Consider the following 24,219-nt stretch of genomic DNA (forward strand, 5'->3'; position numbering starts at 1 on the left):
CTCAGTCCGCCGGCCAGGCGGCGATCGGGTTGCCCAGCCAACGGCCGCCGCCGGGCACGGTCTCGCCGCGCATCACCAGCGACGCCGGGCCCACCGTGGCATGCGCGCCCACCGCCGCGCCGGGCAGCACGATGCCGTGCGGGCCGAGCGTCGCGCCTTCGTCGAGGGTCACCTGGTCCATCCGCATGATCCGATCATGGAACAGGTGGGTCTGCACGACACAACCGCGGTTGACCGTGGCGCCGTCGCCGATCCGGATCAGGTCGGCCTCCGGCAGCCAGTAGGTCTCGCACCAGACGCCGCGGCCGACCCGCGCGCCGAGGCCGCGCAGCCAAAGGCTCATCAGCGGTGTGCCGCCGACCGCGCCGGCGAGCCACGGCACCGCGAGGACCTCGACGAACGTGTCGGCCAGTTCATCGCGCCACACGAAACTGCTCCACAGTGGGCGTTCGCCGACCCGGAACGCGCCGACCAGCAGCCACTTCGCCAGCGCCGCGACCACACACGCGACGACGCCGGCGGCGAGCAGCAGCGGACCGGCGGCGGCGAGCGCGGCGGCGTACCCGTAGCGGACGAGCAGCGCCTCCAGCCCGGCGAGCGTGACCACGGCGAGCGCCACCGTGGCCATCACGGGAATGACGCGGCACAGCTCGACGGCCGCCCGCGCCAGCATCAGGCGCGCCGGCGGGTCGAACGTGCGGCTCCGGTCCGCCTCGTCCACCGCGCGGGGCACCCGCATCGGTGGCATGCCGAGGTACGAGCTGCCCGCCTTGGCCTTCTTCGGCGTCGCGGAGAGCACCCCGACCAGGCCGCGGTTGGGCACGGCGCGGCCGGGCGCGGTCATGCCGGAGTTGCCGAGGAACGCCCGCTTGCCCACGCGGGCCTCGCCGATCCGCAGCCAGCCACCGCCCAGCTCGTAGGAGGCGACCATGGTGTCGTCGGCCAGGAACGCGCCGTCGCCGACGGTGGTCATCGCGGGCACGGCGAGCACCGTCGACGCCTCCACCCGGCGGCCGACCCGCATGCCGAGCGCCCGCAGCCACACGGGCGTGGCCAGGCTCGCGTAGAGCGGGAACAGGCCGACCCGAGCCATGTTCATCAACCGCTCCGTCGCCCACGCCTGCCACGCGACCCGCCCGTGCACCGGGTGATGACCGGCCCGCAGGCCGACGCTCAGCGCCCGCACGAGCAGCAGGATCAGCAGGGCGTACGCGGCCATCGCGGCCACGGTGGCCAGCGGCACGCCGGTCAGCGCCCGGCCGAGCGCGGTCTGCAGCGTGGTGGCGCCGTTCAGGAACCAGCCGAGCACGAGCAGCCCGGGCACGGCCGCGATCGCGGGGAGGAAGCCGAGCGCCAGCGACGTCAGCCCGTACGCCAGGGTCCAGCGGGCCGCCCGCCCAGGGCGGCGCTGGGGCCAGCGGCGGGCCGCGCGACCGGACCGGCTCGCCGGGACGCCGGCCCAGCGCTGCGCCGCCGACACCGAACCCAGCACGCACGACCCGGGCGCGACCTCGGCCCGCTTGCCGATCCGCGCTCCGGGCATGAGCGTGCTGCGGGCGCCGACCGTCGCGCCGGCGCCGATCCGGATCCGCCCGACGCGGACGACGTCACCGTCGACCCAGTGACCGGACAGGTCGACCTCCGGCTCGACGGCGGCGCCCGGCCCGATCCGCAGCAGACCGGTCACGGGCGGCATTGAGTGCAGGTCGACGCCGCCGGCGATCCGCGCGCCCAACGCCCGGGCGTACCAGGTGATCCACACCCCGGCGAGGCTGGTCGCGCCGCTCGCCGCCGCCAGCCGCTCGGCCGTCCACAGTCGCATGTGGACGCCCCCACCGCGCGGATGGCTGCCGGGTCGCACACCGCGCAGGAGCAGGCGGGCGCCGCCGGCCGCGATCGCGATCCGGCCCGGGGGACTGATCACCAGCAGCCAGCCCAGCAGGACCCACCACCAGGAGACGGCCGGCGCCCACGGGTACGAGCCGACGAGCGCGAGGACGTTGTTGAGCGCCGCCAGGGTCACCACCCAGCGCAGTCCGACGACGCCGAGCAGCGGCAGCATCAGCACCGTCTGGGCGACACCGGCACGCCGTGGCGTCGGGCGCACAACGCGGTTCGTGGCCGCCGCGGCCTCGAACTCGTCGAGCCTGCGGGCCAGCGCGCGCACGGTCGGGTGCTGGTAGACGTCGTTGACCGACGCGCCCGGACAGCGCTCGCGCAGGAGCGTGAGCAGCTGCGCGGCGCTCAGGCTGGAGCCGCCGCAGGCGAAGAAGTCGTCGTCGGGGCCGCCGGGCGGGACACCGAGGATGTCGGCCCAGCACTCGGCGACCCACGCCTGCGTGCCCGCCAAGACCGGCCGGGCCGCGGCCGACTCAAGCTCCGGCAGCGGCCACGGCAATGCGGCCCGGTCCACCTTGCCCGACGTCCGGGTGGGCAGGCCGTCCACCACGGCGATCAGCGGAACCAGCGCCGCCGGCAACGCGGCGCGCAGCCGCTCGACCGCGGCCGCCTTGTCGAACCCGGCGTCCGGCGCCGGCACGACGTAGCCGACCAGCAGCTGGTTGCCGTGCCCGGTCGTGCGCACCGCGGCCGCCGCGGCGGCCACCCCGGGCAGCGCCTGCAGCGCGGCGTCGACCTCACCGAGCTCGATCCGGCGCCCACCCAGCTTCACCTGCTCGTCGGCCCGGCCCAGGAACAGCAACCCTTCGGGTTGGGCCCGGACCAGGTCGCCACTGCGGTACGCGCGCGACCAGCCCAGCGACGGCAGCGGCGCGAACTTCTCCGCGTCCTTGGCCTCGTCGAGGTAGCGGGCCAGCCCGACGCCGCCGATGACGAGCTCGCCGACCTCGCCCATCGCGGCCGGGTGACCCCAGGGGCCCATGACGGCCAGCTCCCAGCCGTCGAGCGGCAGGCCGATGCGCACCGGACCCTCGCCGGTCAGCTGCGCGGCGCAGGCGACCACCGTCGTCTCGGTCGGCCCGTAGGTGTTCCACACCTCGCGGCCTTCGACGGCCAGCCGCTCGGCCAGCTCGGGCGGGCAGGCCTCGCCACCGAAGATCAGCAGCCGCACCTCGTCGAGGGCCTCGGCCGGCCACAGGGCGGCCAGCGTGGGCACCGTCGACACGACGGTGATCCGCTGCTCGACGAGCCACGGTCCGAGGTCCATCCCGGCGCGCACCAGCGAGCGGGGCGCGGCCACGAGGCAGGCGCCGTGCCGCCACGCCAGCCACATCTCCTCGCAGGACGCGTCGAACGCCACCGACAGCCCGGCGAGCACCCGGTCGCCGGGCCCGATCGGCTCGTCGCGCAGGAAGAGCCCGGCCTCGGCGTCGACGAACGCGGCCGCGGAGCGGTGGGTCACCGCCACACCCTTCGGCCGGCCGGTCGACCCGGAGGTGAAGATGATCCACGCGTCGTCGGTGAGGCCCGGCCGGCGCGCCTCGCCACTGGCCGCGTGGCGCGGGGTCAGCATCCGGTCGGGTCCGAGCACCGCGCAGACGTCCGCCTCGGCGAACACGAGCGCGGCGCGCTCGTCCGGGTCGTCGGCGTCCACCGGGACGTAGGCGGCGCCGGCGGCCAGCACCGCGAGGATCGAGACGTAGAGGTCCACGGTGCCGGACGGCACGCGTACGCCGACGCGGTCTCCGGCGCCGATACCCGCCGTGCCGAGCCGCTGCCGGAGCTCGCTGATCTCGGCGGCGAGCTCTCGATAGGTGAGCCGGGTGGCCCCGTCGTCGACGGCCGGCGCGTGCGGGTGCTGTGCGACGGTCTGCTCGAGGATGTCCAGCAACGTGCGCGGCGGCGGGGCGGCCGACGCGGAATAGACCGCGCTGGGGGCGACGGGAGCCGGCGGCAGCACCAGCACGGGCGCCTCGACCCGATCGACGTCCGCCAACGCGCGCATGCCCCACCCTTCGCCGAACCGACCGAGCAGCTTAACGCGGAGTGAACCGTTGATGTCGGATCAGAGCCGGGGCGGGTGGTTGGTGTCACAGGGGTTGAATTGTCGGTGTGGAAGCCTGGGTGCCGACGACGACCGTCCCCGCCTTGCCGCCGGGCACGTGCCAGGTGTGGTGGGCGCGCCCGAGCGAGCTGCCACCCGATGTGGACGGGCTGTTGGGCGCCGACGACCTCGCACGCCGGTCGCGGCTCCGCCGGGGAGAGGACCGCGACCGGCTCACCACGGCGTGGGCCCTCGCCCGCGTGGTGCTCTCCCACCACGTTGGACCGGCCGCCCGCGACCTCCGGTTCGAGCGGACCTGCCGGCACTGCGGGGGGCCGCACGGGAAACCTCGCCTGATCGAGGCCGACGCGCCGCTACTGAGCCTCTCGCACGCCGGTGACCGGGTCGCCGTCGCGGTGCTGCGCGGCGCCCAGGTCGGTGTCGACGTCGAGAGCCTGGCCGCACGCGTCGACATCGACACGGTCGCGGGCAGTGTCCTGTCGGGGGAGGAGGCCCGCGCGCTGGCCCGCACGGCCGCCGACGATCGGCGCGCGGCGTTCCTGACCTACTGGACGCGCAAGGAAGCGGTTCTCAAGGCGACGGGCGACGGCCTGCGGGTGCCGATGACGGACCTCACGGTGTCCGGGCCCGGCCAGCCGCCGCGCTTGCGCGACTGGACGGGTGCCCCGGACCACCGCGTGGATCTTTACGGCCTGCGCCCCGGCGCCGGGTATCTGGCATGTCTGGCCACCGTGGACAGTCCGCCGGTCGAGGTGGTCGAGCTCGCCGGCGCCGGCGTGCTGGCCGGCGCTCAGCAGTAGAGGTTGTTGCCCGCCGCCACCCCGAGGATGCCGACGAACTGCTGGTAGCGGGTGACCCGGCTCTGCACCTGGCCGGGGTTGCCGCCGTTGCACTCGATCGAGCCGTTGATGCTGCGGATCGTCTCGCCGAAGCCGGCGCCGTTGACCATCGCGTTGTGCGGGGTCATGGTGCCCGGCCCGCTCTGGGTCATCCAGTACCAGATGGCGGTCTTCCAGGCGACCGCGGCGTCGGTCTGGACCAGCCACGGGTTGGTCAGCAGCGGCAGCCCGAGCGCGTTGCCGGCGGCGTTGTAGTTGAAGTTCCAGCTCAGCTGGATCGGCCCACGGCCGTAGTACGCGGACTGGCCGGCCGGGCAACCGTACGGCTGGCTCGCGTCGCAGTAGTGGGGGTAGTTCGCGGTGTTCTGCTCGACGATGTGGACGAGCCCGCCGGTTTCGTGGTGCACGTTGGCGAGGAAGGCCGCGGCCTCCTGGCGCTGCACGGTGGTGCTGCCGGTCTTCGCGAACGCCGGGTACGCGCTGAGGGCGGCCACCAGCCCGGAGAACGTGTAGAACGTGTTCCGGCCCGGGAACATCTGGTTGAACTGCGCCTCGCTGACCACGAAGCCGCCCGTGGGTGGCGGGTCGGTCGGGTTGCCGCCACCGCCGCAGCTGTAGGGCTCCCAGTACCAGGTGCTGACGATCGGGTCGTAGCCCGGGTTGTCGTGCTCGGCGATGTAGTACTGGCCGTTGGTGTAGCGGACGATGGAGCCGGCCGCGTACCAGGTGCCGGCGACCCAGTTCGGGTGGTTGCAGACGGTGCCGCCACCGCCGCCACCACCGCCGCCGCAGGCGCCGAGGTCCTGCCACACGCCGGTGTTCCCGGGCGGCGCCTCGTTCTGCGTCCACCACTTCGCCTGGTAGTTGCGACCGTTGCGGGAGGCCTGGTCGCCTCCCCAGTAGACGGTCGAGGCCTGCCACGGGGCCGCGCAGGCGGCGGCCGACGCCGCGGAGGCGGGGATGATCGCGACCAGTCCGCCGGCGACGGCCACGGCCGACGCGACGAGAAGGGCACGCAGTCTCGACATGCGATCACTCCTTTCGGAGGGGACGGGAATCGATGTCCGTGACTGTAGCACCTTCTGTTCACAAACTTTACTAATGAGCGTGCGCCCAGGATTCGCGGCCGCGCTCCCCGGGATCCGGACATCGACGCCGGCTCAGCTCCGGTGCAGCAGCCCCCAGCGCGGTCGGGCGGCCGGATCCGGGGCCGGTGGGGTGTCGTCCGGCACGGTGGCGGCGTAGGCCGCGGCGTCGTCGACCGGCGCATAGCCGAGGGTGGCCCGGGTCGCGTCGAGCCCGAACACGGTGGGTGTGTTGGCCGACGTGCCGGAGAAGACGCCGAAGTTCACGTCGGCCGTCAGCGCCGCCCGGACCAGCCGGATGAGGTCGCCGTGGCTCAGCCAGCCCGGCAGCCAGCTGCGGGCCGGCGGCGCCGCCGCCACGCCGCCGAGCCGCAGGCACACGACCCGCATGTCCCACTGTTGGGCGTAGGCATGCCCCAACGCCTCCGCGAACGCCTTCGTCGCGCCGTAGGTGCAGCACGGGAACGGCGTGATCCCGTCCGGAATCGGCTCGTCACCCTGGTCGCGATAGCCACCCACCGCGTGCAGCGAGCTGGCCAGCACCAACCGGGGCACGCCCACCGCGGCGCACGCCTCCAGCATTGCGACCACCGCGTCGGCGTTGGGCCCGCGCAGCCGCTCCCACCCGTGCGCCGGATCGGGATCGGCGGCCAGGTGCACGACCGCGTCGACCCCGTCGCACACCGCACGGGCGAAGCCGGGCGTGCACAGGTCCCCGACGACGAAGCCGGTGCCCGGCGCCCGGTCGGTCAGGCGCAGGTCGAGGTCGGCGAGCCCGGGCAGCAGCGCTGTCGCGACCCCGCCCGCCGCACCCGTGATCAGAACCGTCATCTCAGCGTGAACGTCCATTCGTCACAGTGACCTGGCCGCACACGCCGGCGTGGCGCAGCCGATGGGCGGCTGCGCCACGCACGCGACCTGGTCAGCCTGTTCTGCAGGTGACCGTCGGCCAGGTCCAGTTGCCGTTGGCCATGATTGTGACGCCGAAGTTGTTGCCGTTCCCGTTCGGCCTCGCGGTGATGCTTCCGCTCGTGCCGCTGACCGAGGCGTTCCAGCTGTTCTGCAGGCTCTGGCCGCCGTTGAGGTTGAGCGTGACGACCCAGCTGCTGGTGCCGCTGACGGCGACGTTGAGGTTGAACCGGTCGCCGAACTGCTGGCCGGCGGAGAGCGTCGCGGTGCAGTTGCCTCCGCCGCCGCCCGGGGGCGGGGTGGTCGGGTTGCCGCCACCGCCGCCGCTGCCTTCGCGGACGGTGATGTCGGAGCTGCCGCTGCTCTGGTAGCCCTCGGTGGCCATGATCTGGTAGCTGTGGTTGCTGCCGAGGTTGAGGCCGGCGCGCGCCCACGCGTCGAAGTGGGCGGAGGTGGTGATCGTGCCGCCGGTGCGCTTCTGCTGGCGGACGCTCCAGAACTGGTAGAACGTGGCGGTGCCGTCGATCGACGGCTGATTGACCCGCTGGCTGCGGTAGATGTCGTAGGTGCTGCCGTCGGTGGTCACGGAGCCCATCCGGGTGGCGCCGCTGCTCGGGTTGTAGGTGCCGAAGTTCTCGACGACGTAGTACTCGATGAGCGGGTTGCGGGTCCATCCGTACAGGGCGAGGTAGCTGTTGCCGTTCGGGTTGTAGCTGCCCGAGTAGGTGATCGTCCGCCGGCTTCCGGTGGCCCAGCCCTTGCCACCCACCCAGTTGTTGGTGCTGTTGTTCCACTGGCTGGAGTAACGGCCGTCGGCGCGCAGCGTCATGCTGGCGCTACCGCTGTCCTTCCAGAACGAGAAGAAGTATCCATTGTGGGTGCCGGTGGTGTTGGAGCTGACGGTCCGGTCGGCCTCGGCGTAGGCGTTGGTGGCTGTCGCGGTGCCGGCGACGGCCAGCGCGGCGGCACATGCGGCGCCGAGGAGCAGCCGCATGCGCCCGCGCCTGCTCGGTCTGGTGGGGGTGTCGTTCATGCGCTCACGTCCTCCTTCATGACGGTTCCGGCATCGACCGTTGTGGATCCGGAGTATTGCAGCGGGATTTCGTACGCGTCAATAAGTTCCGGAACCTTTCGAACGCCGAGCGGTGCGGCGTACGCAGGCTGGATGGTCTTGTTCGGCCGCGGCTGTCGGCGCTGGACCCGGCCTCGGGTTGCCGAAACTTCCGGAAACCCGTGTCTAGCTGGTCGACTGTGCGTGGGTCGGGCCGGGAGACTCGTGCCATGACCGGGCACGGCGACTGTCCACTTTCGACAATCCTGTCATGGTGGTGTGGGCCCGTGGCGACCGGGTCATGCCGCCCGACCACGGCCGCCGGCTGGCGTCGCTGTTCCCGAACGGCCGCCTGGTCGAGGTCGACGACACCGCGACGCCCAGCGGGCGCGGCGGAGTTCGATCGTCTAGACCGGCGCGGTTTGTTCGGTATTGCCGGGATACGGCGGATACTGGCGCGGTGTCCGACCGAGCGGCTGCCGTGCGCCCCAGACCGTGGCTCGTCCTGATCCCGCTGTTAGTGGGCGCGGCGGTCTCGGTCGCGCTCGGTGTGTTCGGCAGCGTGCACGAGCCCGCGGGGGAGGTGCCCTGGCAGCGACCTTTCCCGTCGATCTACGCGATGAAGGTCTGGTTGAGCCTGGGTGTCCTGCTGCTCGCCGCCGTTCAGCTGGTCACCGCACTGTGGATGTACGGCAGGCTCGGCCTGCGCCGGCGACCGTGGCTCGGGCCGGTGCACCGCGCCACCGGGTTCCTGGCGTTCGTCGTGAGCCTGCCGGTGGCGGCCGCCTGCCTGTGGGCGTTCGGCTTCGAGACCTACGACGCCCGGGTGCTCACCCACGGCATCCTGGGCGCGATGGTCTACGGCGCGTTCGTGGCCAAGGTGCTCGTCCTGCACAGCAGACGCCTGCCGGGCTGGGCGCTTCCCGCGGTCGCCGCCCTGCTCCTCGCCACCGTGGTCGGCGCCACCGCCAGCAGCGCGCTCTGGTGGGTCGCGACCATCGGGCTGCCGAAGTAGCGCCGGCCCTGGCACCGAGGGGCATGACCTGCCAAGATCCGGAGGTACACATCCCGGGGAGTGGCGGGGCGGCGATGATCATCACGTTGGTCACCGACACGTTCGATGTCGGCAACAACGGAATTACCGTATCGGCGAAGCGCTTCGCCGCGAACCTCATCTCGCGCGGCCACACCGTGCGCGTCGTCGCGTGCGGTGACCCCGGCGACGCCGCCGAGCCGCAGCCGGACGGCCCGGAGATGTTCTGGGTCCCCGAGCTCGTGGTGCCGCTGGCGTCCCGCCTCGCGCACCGCCAGAACACCGCCTTCGGCAAGCCCGACCGGGAAACGCTGATCGCGGCCATCAAGGACGCGGACGTCGTGCACATCTACCAACCCTGGCCGCTCGGGCGCGCCGCGGAACGGGTCGCGCGGGAGATCGGCGTGCCGGCCGTCGCGGGCTTCCACATCCAGCCGGAGAACATCACCTACAACCTCGGCCTCGGCTGGTTCCCACCGGCCGCGCACCTCGTCTACCTCCTGCTGCGCGTGCTGTTCTACGGCCGGTTCGCCGACATCCACTGCCCGTCCACGTTCATCGCCGCGCAGTTGCGGCACCACGGCTACCGGGCCCGCCTCCACGTGATCTCCAACGGGGTGAGCAGCGCGTTCCGGCCCGGACCGCCCCGGACGCGGCGCCCGGGCGAGCCGTTCCGCATCCTCATGGTGGGCCGGTTCTCGCCCGAGAAACGGCAGGAGGTGCTGATCCGGGCCGTACGCCGGTCGCGGCACGCCGCCGACATCCAGCTGCACTTCGCCGGGCACGGCCCGCGCGAGAAGCGGCTGCGCCGGCTGGCCGAGAGGCTGCCCCGGCCGGCCGAGTTCGGCTACTACTCCCAGGCCGAGCTCGTCGCGCTCATCCAGGGCTGCGACCTCTACGTGCACGCCTCCGACGTCGAGATCGAGGGAGTGTCCTGTCTGGAGGCGTTCGCCTGCGGCCTCGTACCCGTCATCTCCGACAGCCCGCGCAGCGCGACCGGCCAGTTCGCGCTCGGGCCCGGGAACCTCTTCCGCTCCGGCGACCCGGCGTCGCTCGCCGAGCGGATCGACGGCTGGATCGACGACCCGCGGGCCCTTGCCGAGGCGTCGGACACCTACGCCCGCTACGCGGACCTCTACGCGGTCGACCGCACCGTCAAGGCGATCGAACGCGTCTACGCCCGCGCCGGCGACGCGCCGCAGGCCCCGACCGGCTACACCGGGCGCGCGTACCGGTGGCTGTCGAACGCCTTCTACTACGGCGTCTTCATCCCGGTGATGTTCCTGTGGACCCGCGTGGTCCTCGGCGCGCGCAGCGAGGGCGCCCACCGGTTCCCGCGCACGGGCGGCCTGCTGACGGTGTGCAACCACGTGCACCCGCTCGACAGCGTCCTCGTGGCGATCGCGATGTTCCCGCGCCGGCTGGTCTTCACCTCGGCGCCCGTCAACCTCCAGAACCGGGGGTACGGGTGGATGGTGCGCCTGCTGGGCGGCGTCGCGGTCCCGACCACGGCCGCGCAGCTGCCGCGTTTCTTCTCCGAACTGGAGCTGTTCCTCGCCAAGGGCAGGGGCGTGCACTTCTTCCCGGAAGGCGAGCTGGTGCCCTACGACACGGAACTCCGGGACTTCAAGCGCGGCGCGTTCCACCTGGCCGCGCAGGCCCGCGTGCCCGTGGTGCCGCTGTCGATCCGGTTCACGCCGCCGACCGGGCTCGGCCGGCTGTTCCGACGCAAGCCCACGATGGTCATCGTCATCGGCGACCCCATCGACCCGACGACCACCGACCCCCGCCGGGACCGCGGCGCCCGCCTGGAACTGGCCCGACGCCGCATGCACGAACTGATCACCCGCAAGGCGTCCTGAAGGCCCGGGTTCGGCTCACCGACCCGCGGCGAATCCGCGCCACGGCACCGCGCCGGACCAGAGCAGGTAGGTGAGGACGAGAACCACGGCGAGGACGCCGGTGGCCGGGCCCGCGAAGAGCGCGAAGATCCCGCCGACGCCCATCAGGCCGGCGCCGAGCCGGAGCAGCCGCGACGACGGCCGCGCGGACCGGAGGTCGCGGAGGTCGAACGGCGTCAGCACGTAGTTGCGCGGCGGGCGACGCCGGGCCGTGCTCGCCGGAAGGAGGCGACCGACACCCGGGACGTCCACGAGGTACATCCGGCGGAAGCCCGGACAGCGGCGCACCAGCACGGCCCGGTCCCCGGCGCCAGCCTCGAGCAGGCGCCGGTCCCACAGCACCCGTTGGTGCCACCGCGTTCCCTCGCGGTCGGTGAGGATGACCCAGAACGCCGACGGCCCAGCGCTCATCGACACGAACTCCGCTGTCAGCACGGCCATCGCCATCGGTTCGGTCCGCCGCCGCGCCGCACCGAGGACCCAGCGCAGCAGCCGCCAGGTCCACGCCACGACGAAGACGAAGCCGATCGCGATGAGTGCTCCGGCGAAGAACGTGCGGCTCCGCGGCATGACGGCGAACGGGCTCTGGTCGGCCGGTATCGCCTCCTCCGGAGAGTCGGGCAGGTAGCGGATCGGGACCTTCGTGCCGACCGGGTAGTCAGCCGGCGTGACCGGCGTCAGCCGCACCGTCCGGACGCTTCCGTCGCCGCCCGGATAGCTCACCTCGATCCGGCGCTCGGCGCCCAGCCGATCGGCGGTCACCGTGCCCTCGGCAGCCGCGGCGTACCGCGCGTCCTCCCGCAGGTTCCAGCGATCCAGCGACCACGAGGTGACGACGACGGCCACGACGAGGCCCAGCCAGCCCGCGACGATCCGCCAGACCACCCGGTTGGGACGCGGATGACCCATCGCGGCCGGTGCGGCAAAAGCCGGATGGGCCACGGGCTCCGGCGCGGTCAAGGGCACGGCCGCCGCTGCTCTCCGGCCGCGCCACCACGCCGTCACGCCGAGTCCGCCCACACCGAGGAAGAACAGGGCGCCGAAGAGCTGGAGCCCGATCTGCTCGCGTTTCGACCGCGCGGTGTCGGCGTCGGGGCCGCTCACCCGGGCGTCGACGACCGGTGGGTCGGGCCACTCGTCCAGCAGCGGGTTGATGGTGATGGCCTCGATCCGGACCGTGCTGTCGAACGACACGAACGTGCCGGAGCACCGCCAACCGTCCTCCGTGGAGACACAGTCCTCGACGACGACCTGCCCGCCGATGCCGGCGTACTCCGCCCGCAGGCCGTCGACGGCATAGCCGAGCAGGTAGAGGCCGCCGATGAAGCCCGCGACCGTGCTCAGCCGCTGCTTGCGCGGAACTCCTCGATCAGCGCACCCGTCTGCTCGCCGACCTCGACCTGGGTCAGCAGCACGCCGACGGTGCCGTCCGGATCCACGAAGAAGGTCGTGCTCAGGCCCCCCGACCAACCGTAGCGGCCCGACTTCTCGACGCCGACCCCGAAGCCCCAACCGGATCCGTCCCAGAAGCCAGGGAAGAAGCTGTCCGGTGTCTTGGCCGCCGCCGGCACCTGGTCGGTGGTCATCAGGCGCAGGTGTTCCGCCGAGAGCAGCTGCCGCCCCGCGGACCGGCCGCCGTCGGCGAGCATGCGGGCGAAGCGCGTGTAGTCGCCGACCGTCGAGACCAGCTCGCCGTGGCTCACGTCGTGGGGCGGGCGACCGGCGTACGTGCCGCCGCCGGCGGGTTCGATCTCTTCCAGGCCGGTGTCGGTGTGCCAGTAGCTGGCCGGCAGCCGGCCGAGTGCGGCGTCGGGCGCCCACAGGCCGGTGTCGTCCATGCCGAGCGGGCCGAGCAGGTCGTCGGTCAGGTGGTCGTGCAGGGGCCGGCCGGTCACGCGGGAGACCAGGATGCCGAGGATGCCGAACGAGTGGTGGTAGCGCCACCCCTCGCCCGGCTGGAAGGCGAGGGGAAGCGCGGTCAGCCGGGCGAGCCACTCGTCGGCCGGGAGCGTCCGCGGGTCGACGCCGACGTCGACGCCGCTGTCGGCCAGCGCCCGCCGCAGCGGCGACTCCGCCACCACCATGCCGTACCCCGAGGTGCTGGTCAGGAGGTGCCGCAGGGTGATCGGGCGAACGGCCGGCGTGGTGTCGGTGAGGGCCGCGGTGGGACTGGTCAGCACCGGGCGCCCGCTCAGCTCCGGCAGCCAGCGGTCCACCGCGTCGTCGAGCGCCAGGTGGCCGGCCTCGACCAGCCGCAGGGCCGCCACCGCCGTGACCGCCTTGGTCATCGACTTCAGGCGCATGACGGCGTCGGGCGCCATCGGCGGGCCGCCGACCGACAACGTGCCGGCGGCCGCGACGGTCGGCCGCGCCGTCCCGAGGCTCGCGGTGACACCCGGGACGGCGCCGTTCGCGACATGCCGCTCCAACAGGCCCTGCAGCGCGGTGGTCATCCCTCAGCGCGCCCGGGTCGACTCGGTGGTGGCGTCCTCGTAGCGCGGGCGCCCCTTGGGCCGGAACACCTGGATCGTCACGCCGCTCGGGGTGGTGCGCGTGTCCAGCAGGTCGAGCGCCACGTCCGGGCCGGAATCGGCGAACAGCCGCGTGCCCTGGCCGAGAATGATGGGGCAGACGAGCAGGGTGATCTCGTCGACCAGGTCGTTCTCGAGCAGCCAGCGGACCAGGGCGCCGCTGCCGTGCACCTGGAGCTCGCCGTCCCGCGAATCCTTCAGCTCGCGCACGGCGGCCGCGAGGTCACCGGACAGCACGGTCGTGTCCGTCCACTTGGGATCGGTGAGCGAGCGGGAGGCGACGTACTTCGGGCGGTTGTTCAACGCCGTCCACACCGGATTGTCGCCCGGGTCGGCCCACGTCCCCCAGGAGGCGGCGAAGATGTCGTAGGTCCGCCGGCCGAACAGGAACGCGTCCGCCCGCGCGTAGACCTCGTTGAGGAACCGCCCGCCCTCCTCGTCGAACATCGGCGTGATCCAGCCGCCGCGCTCGAACCCGCCGCTGCGGTCCTCGTCGGCCCCGCCGAGCCCCTGCAGGACGCCGTCCAGGGTGACCATCGTGACGGTCGTCAGCTTCATGATCGTGGTTCCTCTCTCGTTGGTAGCTCTCACGTCAGCTACGAACGCCGCTGAGCCGATCCGACACGGACCTCCTGGATTCTTTCGCAGAACTACGCCCCCTGCGCGCGGAAGTCGACGGCCTGCCGAGCCGAGGGTAGCCAAATAAACACTCAGCGTAGTCAGATCCCCGCGCGAAGGCACGTAGGCTTCGAAGCTGCCTGTCAGCGGGATGGACGGAGTTCGACGATGCCGCGTCGCGGTGCCCGGGCGGCCGCCCTGGTCGCGTGCGTGGGCCTGGCCCTGGGTGGCTGCGCCGGCGCCCCGGCCGGGCGGGCCGCGCCCCCGGTCTCGACGTCAGCCGCTCCCACGGTGTCCCCGAGCCCCGTGGTCGCCACGCCCGACAGCGGCGCCACCGCCGCGCCGAGCTGGCTGGGCACCCGGGTCCTCCCGAAGCGGGCCGACGGTTCGGTCGCGGCCCAGCCCACCCCGCCCGAGCTGCGCGACCGGTCCATCGTCACCGTCGACGACCTGCCGCCGCCCGCCGACGGCCGCTTCCATTCCACGGTCGAAGCGGTGCCCGCCGCCGTGCTCGCCCGCTCCAGCTGGACCACCGCCTGCCCGGTGGCCTCTTCCGACCTCCGCTACCTCACCGTCAGCTTCCGCGGCTTCGACGGTCTCGCGCACACCGGCGAGCTCCTGGTCAACAAGCGGGCGGCCGACGACCTCGTCAGCGTGTTCCGCCAGCTCTTCGCCGCCGACTTCCCGATCGAGCGGATGCGCATCTCCAGCACCACCGACCTCAACGCGCCGCCCACCGGCGACGGCAACACCACCGAGGCGTTCGCCTGCCGGCCCGTACGCGGTCAGAAGGCGTGGTCGCAGCACGCCTACGGGCTCGCCGTGGACCTCAACCCCTTCCAGAACCCGTACCGCAAGGGTCAGGTGGTCCTGCCGGAGCTCGCCAGCTCCTATCTGGACCGCGCCGAGAAGCGGCCGGGAATGATCGAACCCCGCGAGGCAGCCGTACGCGCGTTCGCCTCGATCGGTTGGCCGTGGGGCGGCGACTACCACGCCCTGAAGGACTACATGCACTTCTCCGCCTCGGGCGGCTAGTAGCGGTCCAGCTCGGCGGTGGGCGCCATCACAGTGGCCGATGTCACCCCGGTCGCCCTGCGTGACCGGGGCGCGGAATCAGTGCCGCACCATTGGTTGTTCTCGTCAGAGTCGCCTCCGGCCGGTCAAGGGAAGGTCCGCTCAGTGTTCAGGTCGATGATGAAGTCCAAGATCCACCGGGCCACGGTGACCCAGGCCGACCTGCACTACGTGGGGTCGGTCACGATCAGCGCCGACCTGATGGAGGCGGCGGACCTGCTGCCCGGTGAGCAGGTCGACGTGCTCGACGTGAACAACGGGGCGCGGCTGACCACCTATGTCATCGAAGGCCCGCGCGGCTCCGGCGTCATCGGCATCAACGGCGCGGCGGCCCGCCTCATCAGCCCCGGCGACGTGGTGATCCTCGTCGCGTACGCCTGGGTGCCCGACGACGAGGCCCGCAAGCTCACGCCGAGCGTGGTGTTCGTCGACGAGAACAACGCGATCGTCACGACCGGGGACGACCCGGCCGCCGTCCCGGACGGCTACGGCCTTCTCCCGGGAGACGCGGACCGGTCGGGCGCCGTCATCACTCGGTAAGAACTTTCCTGACCGGAGTGCGGTGTACTCATGGCGTGATCGCGCGCCTTCTTCGCCGGCCGTTGGCCTGGGTCGTGCTGGTGGTCCTGGTGTTCGGCGCCGGGGCGGGCCTCTATTGGTTCCAGCCGTGGAAGCTGGTCACCGACCGTGAGGTCAACGAGTCATTGGCAGTCGTGCCGGCCCTCACAGGCTCGCCGGCGCCCGAGCCGGCGGTGACGGCGTCGCCGTCCCGACCGGCGGTCGTGCGGCAGGGCCAGTTCATCAGCCACGAACACGACACCAGCGGGCTGGCCCGGATCGTCGCGCACACCGACGGATCCCACGTCCTCGAGCTGGTCGGCCTCGACACCTCCAACGGCCCGGACCTGCGCGTGTGGCTCTCCGACCAGCCGGTGCGCGCGGGCGCGCGGGGATGGCACGTCTTCGACGACGGGACGTGGGTCGAGCTCGGCAGGCTCAAGGGAAACAAGGGCGACCAGACGTACGCCATACCGGCGGACACGAACCTCGACCGGCTCACGAGCGCCGCGATCTGGTGCAAGCGCTTCTCGGTGTCGTTCGGCGCGGCGAGCCTGGAGCCCGCGCCGAGCCGCTGACCAGCAGCCCCCACGCGCTCAGGCGAACGCGAAGTAGCGCAGCCAGAGGTACGGCACGCAGAGCGCGACGGTGATGACGGTGACGACGAGGCCGTACTTGGTGAACTGCCAGAAGGAGATCGGCCGGCCCGCGCGCTCGGCCATGCCCAGGATGACCACGTTGGCCGAGGCGCCGATGGCGGTGGCGTTGCCGCCCAGGTCGGCGCCGAGCGCCAGCGACCACCACAGCACCTGGGGGTCCTGGCCGCCGTAGTCGGCGCGGACGAGCTCGGCGACGACCGGGCTCATCGTCGCCACGTAGGGGATGTTGTCCACGATCGCGGACAGCGCCGCGGAGCCCCACAGCAGCACCATGGAGGCCGTCAGCAACCGTCCTTCCACCGCGTCGGACGCGGCCTGGGCGACCCGGTCGACGACCCCGGTGTTCACCAGCGCCCCGACCATGACGAACAGGCCGGCGAAGAAGACCAACGTCGGCCATTCGACATCGCGGGCCACCTCGTCGGCGTCGACGCGGGACGCGGCGAGCAACGCCAGCCCGCCGACGACCGCGACCACCGAAGGCTCGAGGTGCAACACCGTGTGCAGCACGAACGCGGCGGTGACGAGGGCGAGGACGACCAGCGAGACCACGAGGAGACGGACGTCGCGGATGGCGTCGCGCTCCCGCAGCGCCAGGACGGAGGCCGCGCGCTGCGGGTCGTACCGGAAGGCGTCCCGGAACAGCCACCGGCACAGCACGATGAACGCGACCAGCAGGAGGGCCACGATCGGCGCGAGGTGCACGAGGAAGTCGTTGTAGGACAGCCCGGCCCGGCTCCCGATGATAATGTTCGGTGGGTCACCAACCAATGTGGACGTTCCACCGATGTTCGACGCCAGCGCCTCGGCGATCAGAAACGGGGCCACCGGCACCGCCAGCCGGTCGCAGACCAGGAACGTCACGGGAGCGACCAGCAGCACCGTGGTCACGTTGTCGAGAAAGGCCGACGCGACCGCGGTCACCAGGACCAGGATCACCATCAGCCGGTACGGCCGCCCGCCCGCCCGCTTCGCCGCCCAGATCGCCACGAACTCGAACACGCCGGTGCGCCGCAGGACCGCGACGATCAGCATCATCCCGAGCAGCAGGAAGATGACGTTCCAGTCGACGCCGGCGTCCGTGGAGAAGAAGGCGTGCTCGGCGTCGGTGGCGCCGATCAGCAGCATCAGCACGGCGCCGCCCAGCGCGGCCGCCACCCGGTGCACCTTCTCGGTGGCGATCAGCACATAGGCGACGACGAAGACAGCGATGGCGAGCCAGGCGGTGATGCTCACGAGGCGACCAGTCGGTCGAGGAGCGCGTCGAGGGTGACCGCGCCCAGCAGGCCCTCCTTCCGGTCCACCACCGCGACCAGCGGACTTCGGGACCGGGCCATCAGCGCCGCGATCTCCAGAACGGTCGCGTCGGGGTCGACGACCGGCAGCTCCCGCTCCCGCTCGGGCAGGCAGTCGCGTACCGTGCGGTCGCCCAGCTCACGCAGGAACAGGTCGGCGGCCGCCTCGTCGATCACCCGGGCCAGCGCCGGGTCGTCCTGGCAGTAGGTCGGGATCGCCATCCGCAACACCTGCGTCCCCGGCAGGATCGTGGACGGTCGACCCGAGTTGTCGACGACGATCAACCCGGGCAGATCCTGCCCGGCCAGCAGTCGGGCGGCTTCGATCGCCGGCGTGCCGAACTCGACGACGGGGAACGGTGCCGCAAGGTCACGTGCGCGCATGGCGGCCTCCGAACGCGGACGTACGCTTCGCCGGTCAGGTGTCCTGACACAGCCATCGGCACCATACCCGCGAGCCCGGATCTTGACGAGTTCTTGACACATCGACACCGGCGGAGGTCTATGCCTCGGTTGCGCGAGTGTCTAGCCTCAGGGTCATGCCGCCCGCGTCGGAGCTTTTCGCGCAGGGCCTGCTGGCCGACCGGTCGATGCTCGACGACTACCTGATGTACGTGCCGGATCCGCCGTCGTCCGCGGTCCGTTAGTCGTCTCTCTCCCGTCGTCGCGCCCTGCGCGCGATCAATGCCGCCCATCCCTCGCCTCGTGACATGAGGAGCTTCGACGTGAACGCATCCAACGGGCCGGCGATCGAGATCGCCGGTCTGACCAAGACCTTCGGCCGCGCCATCGCGCTGGACGGGCTCGACCTGACCGTCCGGTCCGGGGAGGTGCACGGCTTCCTCGGCCCGAACGGCAGCGGCAAGACGACCACCATCCGGATCCTGCTCGGCCTGCTGCGCCCTGACGCGGGCACGGTGCGGATGCTCGACCAGGACCCGTGGCGGGACGCCGTCGCCCTGCACCGCAGGCTGGCGTACGTGGCCGGCGACGTCACGCTGTGGCCGAACATCACCGGCGGCGAGGTGATCGACCTGTTGGGCCGGATGCGGGGCGGCCTCGACCGCGGCCGCCGCGACGAGCTGCTGGAGCGGTTCGACCTCGATCCGCGCAAGAAGGCCCGCACCTACTCCAAAGGCAACCGGCAGAAGGTGGCGCTGGTGGCCGCCCTCGCCTCCACCGCCGAGTTGCTGCTGCTCGACGAGCCGACCTCCGGCCTGGACCCGCTGATGGAGGCCGAGTTCCAGCGGTGCATCCGCCAGGTGAAGGAGGAGGGCCGGACGGTCCTGCTGTCGAGCCACATCCTGGCGGAGGTCGAGGCGCTCTGCGACCGGGTCAGCATCATCCGCCTGGGCCGCACGGTCGAGAGCGGAACGCTGCGCGAGCTCCGGCACCTGACCAGGACCTCCATCGCGGTGGAGACGGAGCGGCCGTTGGCCGGCATCGACGCGCTGCCCGGCGTGCACGACCTGGTCGTCGACGACCGCCACGCGCGCTTCGACGTCGACACCGCCGCCCTCGACGCCGTGGTCCGCGAGCTCGCTCCGTTGGGCGTTCGCAGCCTGACCAGCACGCCGCCGACGCTGGAGGAGATGTTCCTGCGCCACTACGGCGAGTCCGCGAAGGTCGCGGCGCGATGACCGGGGCGGGTGGCCTGCTGCGGTTCATGCTGCGCCGGGAGCGGATGGCGCTGCCCTGGTGGCTGCTCGGCGCGACGGTGCTCGTGCTCGTGCAGTCGACGCAGAGCCAGAACCTCTACGACACGCCTGAGGACCTGGCCAAGCTCCGCCAGACCCTGGGCGGGAACGCCGCCGTCATCGCGATGAGCGGGCCGGTCCGGCTGCTGGAGACCATCGGCGGTGAGGTCGCGTTCGAGATCCTCGCGTTCGTCTCCATCGTCGTGGCGCTGATGAACATGTTCCTCGTCGGCCGGCACACGCGCGCCGACGAGGAGTCCGGTCGGGCCGAGCTCGTCCGTTCGGCCCGCGTCGGCCGCCGGGCCCCGCTGGCCGCCGCGCTGGCGCTGGCCGGCCTGGCCGACCTCGCCGTGGCGGTGCTGCTATTCGCGGTGACGGCCGGCACCGGCCTACCGGTCGGCGGCAGTGTCCTGTTCGGAGTGTCGGTCGCCACCGTCGGGCTCACGTTCGCGGCACTGACCGCCGTGGCGGTGCAGGTGTTCGAAAACCTCCGGGCCGCGTACGGCGCGGTCGGTCTCGCCATCGGCGCGGCATTCGTGCTGCGGGCCGCCGGCGACGCGGGCAATGGAACGCTGTCGTGGCTGTCGCCGATCGGCTGGGCCCAACGCACGTTCCCCTACGTCGACAACCGATGGTGGCCGCTGCTGTTCCCCGTGGCGACCACCGCGGTGCTGACGGCCGCGGCGATGGCGTTGCTCGAGCGCCGGGACTTCGGCGCCGGCCTGGTTCGGTCCCGTCCCGGTCGCCCCTACGCGTCGCCGGCGTTGCGCTCGTCGTTGGGCCTGGCGTGGCGACTGCAGCGCGGCTCGCTCGTCGGCTGGGCACTCGGACTGTTTCTGCTGGGCACCGCCTACGGATCGATCGGCGACAGCATCGAGCAGTACGTGGCGGACAACCCGGAGGTGGTCCAGTTCCTTCCCGGCGGCGCTGCCGACATCGTGGACGCGTTCCTGGGCCTGACGCTGCTGACCCTGGCGGTGATCACCGCCGCCTACGCGGTGACGGTGGCGCTGCGGGCCCGCGCCGAGGAGACCTCCGGCCGGGCCGAACCGGTGCTGGCCACCGCGACCAGCCGCGCGGCCTGGATCGGGAGCCACCTGAGCGTCGCCGTGGCCGGGAGCGCGCTGGTCCTCGTCGCGGCCGGCGCGGGGGAGGGACTCGCCTACGGCCTGACCGTCGACGACCTGGGCCAGGTCCCGCGCCTGCTCGGCGTCGCCCTCGGCTACCTGCCCGCCGTGCTGCTCGTCGCCGCGGTCGCGGTGCTCGCCATCGGCTGGCTGCCCCGCGCGGCGTCGGTCGTCGCCTGGGTGATGGTCGCGTACTGCGCGGTGATCGCCCTGTTCGCCGACTCCTTCGACATCCCGGAGTGGCTCCAGCGGGGATCGCCGTTCGCGCACACACCGCAGGCACCGTTGGACGCGCTGACACCGACGCCGCTCGTGCTCATCGCACTGGTCGCCGTGGTGCTGGCCGCCAGCGGTTACGCCGGACTGCGCCGCCGCGACCTCGGCTATTGATCCCGCTCATCAAGCGGGCCTACGGGACAGGTGTTGCGTGCCGATGACGGAGAGGAGCTGGAGTTTCTCGTAGCTCTCGGTGCCCGGTGCGGCCGTGTAGACGAGCAGGTAGTGCGACTGCTCCGGGTCCAGGAGCCGTTGGCAGGTCAGCTCGAGCATGCCGACCTCCGGATGCACGAAGCGCTTGACGTCGTCGTACCCGATGCCGATCTCGTGCTCGTTCCACAGCGACCGGAACTCCGCGCTGCGGTCGAGCAGCAGCTGCTGGAGGTGCGCCGCCCAGGAGTCCGGGCCGCGGAGCGTGACCACGCCGCGCAGGCCGGAGGCGAACACGCGGGAGTGCAGCGCGTGGTCGTCGGGGTGGTAAAGGGCCCGGGTCGCCGGGTCGGTGAACCACCGGTAGCCGATGCTGCGGGCCGGGCCGGTGAATCGCGTGAGGTCGCCGGTGAGCGCGACGCCGACCGGTGTCTGCCGCAACGTCTCGCCGAGCTCCGTGACGATCTCGGCCGGGGTGTCGGCGAGCCGGTCGAAGATGCGCAGCAGGCCCGGGCTCACGTGTGAGCTGAGCGCGCCGCGGCTGGGCGGGTTGTGGCCGGCGAGGCGGAACAGGTGGTCGCGCTCGTCGAGGGACAGGTGCAGTCCCTGCGCGATCGAGGCGATCATCTGCGGCGACGGGTGGGGGCCGCGCTCGCGCTCCAGCCGGCTGTAGTAGTCGGTCGAGATGTGGCAGAGCGCGGCGACCTCCTCGCGGCGGAGACCCGCGGTGCGCCGCCGCTGCCCGCGCGGGAGGCCGACGTCTTCAGGCTGCAGCGCCTCGCGTCGCCGGCGCAGGAACTCGGCGAGCCCGGCTCGATCGATCATGGTTTTCCTCCCGACTTCCGTTCTATCACCGCCGCCCGAGCGCAGCCTCGGCCTGTCGATCCCCCCTTGGCGCGGCCGGGCACGGATCGCGGAGCCGGTGATCGACGGGCCCTGGTTGGCGCCCCGGAGCGCGGGCAGCCTCGAATCGCAACGACATTCGCGAGACGAGGAGCAGCGCAATGGCACGCACCCCTTCGGACATCACGGTTCCCGACCTGTCCGGGAAGCTCGCCGTCGTCACGGGCGCCAGCGACGGCGTCGGTCTCGTCCTGGCGAGCCGCCTCGCCGCGGCGGGGGCGGAGGTGGTGATGCCGGTGCGCAACCGGCGAAAGGGCGCTGCGCCGGTGGCCGCGATCAGGCAGCGGCACCCGGACGCCGTCGTGTCGCTGCGCGACCTGGACCTGTCCTCATTGGACTCGGTGGCCGCGCTCGGGGCCACCCTGCGCGGCGAGGACCGCCCGATCCACATCCTCGTCAACAACGCCGGCGTGATGACGCCGCCGGACCGGCAGACCACCGCGGACGGCTACGAGCTGCAGTTCGGCAGCAACCATCTTGGACACTTCGCCCTGGTCTCGCACCTGCTGCCGCTGCTGCGGGCGGGTCGCGCCCGGGTCACCTCGCAGATCAGCGTGGCCGCCAACGAGAACGCCGTCAACTGGGACGACCTCAACTGGGAGCGGACCTACCACGGCCGCCGCGCGTACAGCCAGTCGAAGATCGCTTTCGGCCTGTTCGGGCTGGAGCTGGATCGGCGCAGCCGGGCCGGCGGGTGGGGGATCACCAGCAACCTCGCCCACCCGGGCGTCGCACCGACCAACCTGCTGGCCGCCCGCCCCGAGTTGGGCCGGTCCCGGGACACCGCCGGCGTGCGTCTCATCCGCGTGCTCTCCCGCACCGGCCTCCTGGGCACGGTCGGGTCGGCGGCCCTGCCGGCCCTGTTCGCCGCCACGTCGCCGGACGCGGCCGGCGGGCGGCTCTACGGCCCGAGCGGTTTCCAGCACCTGTCCGGTGCCCCGGCGGAACAGGCCGTCTATTCGCGACTCCGCGGCCTCGACGACGCGCAGCGCATCTGGCAGGTCTCCGCGGACCTGACCCGCACGGAGGCTTAGGCCTCGCCGAGAACCAGCAGGGTCTCCGGCCGCACGCCGTCGTGCTTCATCGCCTCGGCGGCGGCCGGGCTCCGCATGAACGCGCGGAAGGCGGCCATGTCGGGGATCTCGGCGATCAGGCCGACCCGGTTGGAGCCCTCGGGGTCCGTGAAGGTCCGGACCGTGATGCCGAGTGGACCGAAGGCCTCCGCCCGCGCGGGCGAGGCCTTCCAGGCCTCGACGTCGTCGACCTCGTGCGTGATCAGGTACGTGGCCACAGTGAACTCCCTCATGATCGGCTGGCTCAGCGTATAGCCGCGAACCTGGCGCAAACCCGCATTTGGCGCCTGTGTCGCTGCGGTGGCGCTTCCGCGCCTTGTGGGACGACCAGGGCGAGGCTATGGTCTGTCCAGCGGTCCGCCGAGTCCGCCACGTGGACCTGGACGCATCCCTCCAGACGGGAGTTCCAGCATGAGAGGCACCTGGTTCAAAACGGTGTTGCCGTGGGCGGCACTCGCGGTTCTGACACCCATGTCCGCCTTCGCCATCGCCGGCGATCGGCCGGGTCGGCCGTCCGGCATCGACCCGGTGTACGGCGTGTGCCGGGGAGTGGACCCGGACTGTTACAGCGACTGGGGCACCCAGCGCGACAACAAGGTCCTGGTGTACTCCCGCACCGCGGGTCCCCGCCACGCCAACCTCGGACAGAACCTCGACCCCGACAACCCGGCCAACGCCGGCGTCGCGCTGCCCCGGCCCTATGTGATCACGCACGACCACACCGACCCGGCCGCCTGGCCGCGCCCGCTCAACAGCTCCAACGTGGCCCAGACCGAGTTGGTCCGGATGCTCACTGCGGAGGGCATCGAGGTGCACGTCACCGAGGACGTCCAGGCGATCGAGCGCCTGTCGGCCAGCTACAAGGCCGTGATCTTCATGAGCCCGACCCGGGACACACTGTGGAACCACGCGCGGGGCGCGGAGGGCGGCACGCGTCTCGACTACGCCCGCGAGTCGTTGCGCAAGTACATCCAGGGCGGCGGCGGGTTCGTCGGCGTCCACAACGCCTTCGGCACGGAGTACGGCTGGCAGTGGTACGAGGGGCTGCTCGGCAACGCGAACTACTACAACCACGGCCGCAACCAACCGGGCGACGTGGTCGTCGTCAACGACCGCGACGTGTCCACCAAGGACCTGCCGCGCCGGTGGGCCTTCTCCGACGAGTGGTACAACCTCGTCCCGTTCCCGACCGACGTGAACTTCCTCGCCACGGTCGACGAGCGCACGCTCGCGGACGGCGCCGGCGGTGAGGGCTCGCACCCGGGCCACGGCGACTTCCACCCGGTCACCTGGTGCCAGTACTACGACGGCGGCCGGTCCTGGGTCACCACGCTCGGGCACGACGCCCGCGCGTTCCAGCAGAACTCCGGTTTCCCGGGCGCCGCCGAGTTCCAGGCGCACCTCGTGCACGGCATCAAGTCCGCCATGGGCAACGAGCCGTTCTGCACGCCGGCCAAGCGCAAGAAGCCGTGACGG

At 72.2% G+C, this 24,219-nt stretch carries 21 protein-coding genes; 10 read left to right on the plus strand and 11 right to left on the minus strand.

The features are described 5' to 3' along the window. Position 1 precedes the first annotated feature (1 nt). Positions 2-3,904, minus strand: coding sequence for a Pls/PosA family non-ribosomal peptide synthetase (locus tag O7635_RS25495; protein ID WP_278082993.1), 3,903 nt, complete (start codon positions 3,902-3,904; stop codon positions 2-4). Between the two features lie 107 nt (positions 3,905-4,011). Here O7635_RS25495 and O7635_RS25500 point away from each other — a divergent pair, with 107 nt between their 5' ends. Continuing rightward, positions 4,012-4,764, plus strand: coding sequence for a 4'-phosphopantetheinyl transferase superfamily protein (locus O7635_RS25500; protein WP_278082994.1), 753 nt, complete (start codon positions 4,012-4,014; stop codon positions 4,762-4,764). Here O7635_RS25500 and O7635_RS25505 read toward each other — a convergent pair. The 3 genes from O7635_RS25505 to O7635_RS25515 form a co-directional block, all read right to left on the minus strand. Continuing rightward, positions 4,755-5,831, minus strand: coding sequence for a glycoside hydrolase family 19 protein (locus O7635_RS25505; protein ID WP_278082995.1), 1,077 nt, complete (start codon positions 5,829-5,831; stop codon positions 4,755-4,757). The genes O7635_RS25500 and O7635_RS25505 overlap by 10 nt on opposite strands. A gap of 132 nt (positions 5,832-5,963) precedes the next feature. After that, complete coding sequence (locus tag O7635_RS25510; protein WP_278082996.1) at positions 5,964-6,719, minus strand: NAD(P)-dependent oxidoreductase; 756 nt, start codon at positions 6,717-6,719, stop codon at positions 5,964-5,966. Positions 6,720-6,810: 91 nt separating this feature from the next. Further along, positions 6,811-7,830 (minus strand): glycoside hydrolase family 11 protein, encoded by a 1,020-nt coding sequence (locus tag O7635_RS25515; RefSeq protein WP_278082997.1) that lies wholly within the window; start codon positions 7,828-7,830, stop codon positions 6,811-6,813. A gap of 478 nt (positions 7,831-8,308) precedes the next feature. Between O7635_RS25515 and O7635_RS25520 the strand changes: the two genes are divergently transcribed. Then, positions 8,309-8,863, plus strand: a complete 555-nt coding sequence (locus O7635_RS25520) for a DUF6529 family protein (protein ID WP_278082998.1) — start codon at positions 8,309-8,311, stop codon at positions 8,861-8,863. A 74-nt stretch (positions 8,864-8,937) separates the two neighbouring features. Continuing rightward, positions 8,938-10,743, plus strand: a complete 1,806-nt coding sequence (locus O7635_RS25525; protein WP_278082999.1) for a glycosyltransferase — start codon at positions 8,938-8,940, stop codon at positions 10,741-10,743. Positions 10,744-10,758: 15 nt separating this feature from the next. Here the strand turns inward: O7635_RS25525 and O7635_RS25530 are convergent, their stop codons facing one another. From O7635_RS25530 to O7635_RS25540, 3 genes are all read right to left on the minus strand, one after another. Next, complete coding sequence (locus tag O7635_RS25530) at positions 10,759-11,976, minus strand: DUF3592 domain-containing protein (protein ID WP_278083000.1); 1,218 nt, start codon at positions 11,974-11,976, stop codon at positions 10,759-10,761. Between the two features lie 146 nt (positions 11,977-12,122). Next, the gene (locus tag O7635_RS25535) at positions 12,123-13,235 is read right to left on the minus strand and encodes a serine hydrolase domain-containing protein (protein WP_278083001.1); all 1,113 of its coding nucleotides are present in this window, start codon (positions 13,233-13,235) and stop codon (positions 12,123-12,125) included. 3 nt (positions 13,236-13,238) lie between these two features. Beyond that, positions 13,239-13,871, minus strand: coding sequence for a dihydrofolate reductase family protein (locus tag O7635_RS25540; protein ID WP_278083002.1), 633 nt, complete (start codon positions 13,869-13,871; stop codon positions 13,239-13,241). Between the two features lie 228 nt (positions 13,872-14,099). Between O7635_RS25540 and O7635_RS25545 the strand changes: the two genes are divergently transcribed. From O7635_RS25545 to O7635_RS25555, 3 genes are all read left to right on the plus strand, one after another. Further along, positions 14,100-14,966: a M15 family metallopeptidase gene (locus O7635_RS25545; protein WP_278083003.1), complete on the plus strand. Its 867-nt coding sequence runs from the start codon at positions 14,100-14,102 to the stop codon at positions 14,964-14,966. 144 nt (positions 14,967-15,110) lie between these two features. Beyond that, positions 15,111-15,545 carry an aspartate 1-decarboxylase gene (gene panD, locus O7635_RS25550; RefSeq protein WP_278083004.1) on the plus strand — a complete coding sequence of 145 codons (435 nt, stop codon included), beginning with the start codon at positions 15,111-15,113 and terminating at the stop codon, positions 15,543-15,545. Positions 15,546-15,580: 35 nt separating this feature from the next. Then, entirely contained in the window at positions 15,581-16,141 is a 561-nt protein-coding gene (locus O7635_RS25555) for a DM13 domain-containing protein (protein WP_278083005.1), read from the plus strand. An 18-nt stretch (positions 16,142-16,159) separates the two neighbouring features. Here O7635_RS25555 and O7635_RS25560 read toward each other — a convergent pair whose 3' ends face one another. Beyond that, on the minus strand, positions 16,160-17,458 hold the full coding sequence (locus tag O7635_RS25560; RefSeq protein WP_278083006.1) for an ArsB/NhaD family transporter: 1,299 nt from the start codon (positions 17,456-17,458) through the stop codon (positions 16,160-16,162). Continuing rightward, positions 17,455-17,901, minus strand: a complete 447-nt coding sequence (locus O7635_RS25565; RefSeq protein WP_278083007.1) for a CBS domain-containing protein — start codon at positions 17,899-17,901, stop codon at positions 17,455-17,457. Before O7635_RS25565 ends, O7635_RS25560 begins: the two co-directional genes overlap by 4 nt. Before the next feature lie 341 nt (positions 17,902-18,242). Between O7635_RS25565 and O7635_RS25570 the strand changes: the two genes are divergently transcribed. Together O7635_RS25570 and O7635_RS25575 are read left to right on the plus strand one after the other, a co-directional pair. After that, entirely contained in the window at positions 18,243-19,157 is a 915-nt protein-coding gene (locus O7635_RS25570) for an ABC transporter ATP-binding protein (protein ID WP_278083008.1), read from the plus strand. Continuing rightward, positions 19,154-20,731: an ABC transporter permease gene (locus tag O7635_RS25575; protein WP_278083009.1), complete on the plus strand. Its 1,578-nt coding sequence runs from the start codon at positions 19,154-19,156 to the stop codon at positions 20,729-20,731. Before O7635_RS25570 ends, O7635_RS25575 begins: the two co-directional genes overlap by 4 nt. Before the next feature lie 9 nt (positions 20,732-20,740). Here the strand turns inward: O7635_RS25575 and O7635_RS25580 are convergent, their stop codons facing one another. Next, positions 20,741-21,592, minus strand: coding sequence for a helix-turn-helix transcriptional regulator (locus tag O7635_RS25580; protein ID WP_278083010.1), 852 nt, complete (start codon positions 21,590-21,592; stop codon positions 20,741-20,743). Positions 21,593-21,771: 179 nt separating this feature from the next. Here O7635_RS25580 and O7635_RS25585 point away from each other — a divergent pair, with 179 nt between their 5' ends. Beyond that, the gene (locus O7635_RS25585) at positions 21,772-22,704 is read left to right on the plus strand and encodes an SDR family oxidoreductase (protein WP_278083011.1); all 933 of its coding nucleotides are present in this window, start codon (positions 21,772-21,774) and stop codon (positions 22,702-22,704) included. On the opposite strand, the gene O7635_RS25590 is transcribed toward O7635_RS25585, so the two are convergent. Continuing rightward, the gene (locus tag O7635_RS25590) at positions 22,701-22,976 is read right to left on the minus strand and encodes a hypothetical protein (RefSeq protein WP_278083012.1); all 276 of its coding nucleotides are present in this window, start codon (positions 22,974-22,976) and stop codon (positions 22,701-22,703) included. The genes O7635_RS25585 and O7635_RS25590 overlap by 4 nt on opposite strands. 238 nt (positions 22,977-23,214) lie before the next feature. Here O7635_RS25590 and O7635_RS25595 point away from each other — a divergent pair, with 238 nt between their 5' ends. After that, a complete protein-coding gene (locus tag O7635_RS25595) occupies positions 23,215-24,216 on the plus strand; it encodes a ThuA domain-containing protein (protein ID WP_278083013.1) in 1,002 nt (333 codons plus the stop codon). The last annotated feature ends 3 nt before the right edge of the window (positions 24,217-24,219 follow it).

Origin of the sequence: Asanoa sp. WMMD1127, assembly GCF_029626225.1 — a bacterium.
Lineage (GTDB): Bacteria > Actinomycetota > Actinomycetes > Mycobacteriales > Micromonosporaceae > Asanoa.